A 1,134-nucleotide genomic window follows, 5' to 3' on the forward strand; every position below is an offset into this window, starting at 1 on the left:
GTGCCTAACCTTGTAAAACCGGCGCGTGGCCCGCCGCCCGTTCCCATCGGGCGGTAGAAAAGATCGACTTTGGCGGCGCCGTGTAACGTTTGGTTCGAGAGACGCAGGATATTGGAGGCCGGTGACAAAGTCGCACTGGTATGTGCCCACGGATAATTCGGGCTGTTGATAGGCCATCCATTACCTTCTTGTCTCCAGGCCGACAAGCTTCCATTGATGGAACCCAGGCCGATTCGCTGGCCGTTTTGAGGGATGACGTAGATATCAAAGGCAACGGGTTTATCTCTCCAGCGCGAAATAGCCATCATCCAATTGGGTACGCGGATGTCGGCACCATGTCTATCCCCGCCGTGAACCCAGATATCCGAATTGTGACTGTCGTACTGGCGTCGGAAGTCATGCCACTCAAAACTGAACGAGCTCGCTCCTTGATCGTAAATTCTCTCTTCGCTACGGTCATAGACCCTGGCAACAACAGCAATTTTATGTGCACCATACACGGCGCTCAAATCCGGCAATCCTCCACCCATCCGCAAGGTACTCCAGACTTCCCAATGCGGGCCGTTGCGATGAAATTTTCTGTTATAGGACAACTGACTGTGAGCATGGGCAGAAAATGATCCGCTCAGCCCCACCGAATCCGCCACCGCCGGCGCGCCCTGTATATAGGCTGCATTGGCCCCTGCCAGCAAGGTCGCCCCCGAGGTCAGTTGCACTCCCTGGAAGTACCCGCCGCCCTGCGCCGCTATCAGCGACGCATTGGGCCGGCTGCTGCTCATCCTGGGCTGGATGGTGCGGATTACCTGTCCGCGCTCGTCGTACACGGTGATGGTGGTGGCAATGCGGCTGTCCGGTTTGCCCATCTCTTCCTGGATCTGCTCCAGCGTCATGGCGCGCAGGTTCAACGCCTGCGATTGCAGCGTCAGAGTCGGCCGGCCGGCGCGGTCGTAGAAGTAGACCTTGGTGATGCCCTGATCGACATTGCTGCGCCAGATGCGCCCGGCCGCGTCATAGTCCACAAACTCCTGGGCTTGCCCCTGGGCATTGCCGCTGGCGGTGATCTTGCCGATCTGCTTGCCGAAGGCGTCGTAGTACAGGCCGATGGCGTTGTCGTTGCCGTGTGTCGGGTTGTGG

The 1,134-nt window shown here is 58.6% G+C and carries 1 protein-coding gene; it reads right to left on the minus strand.

The annotated features are described in order from the left end of the window. A partial coding sequence (locus tag AC07N6_RS24255) for a hypothetical protein (RefSeq protein ID WP_494783860.1) occupies window positions 1–1,134 on the minus strand: 1,134 nt, incomplete at both ends.

Source organism: Herbaspirillum sp. GW821-FHT09A12, assembly GCF_059418325.1.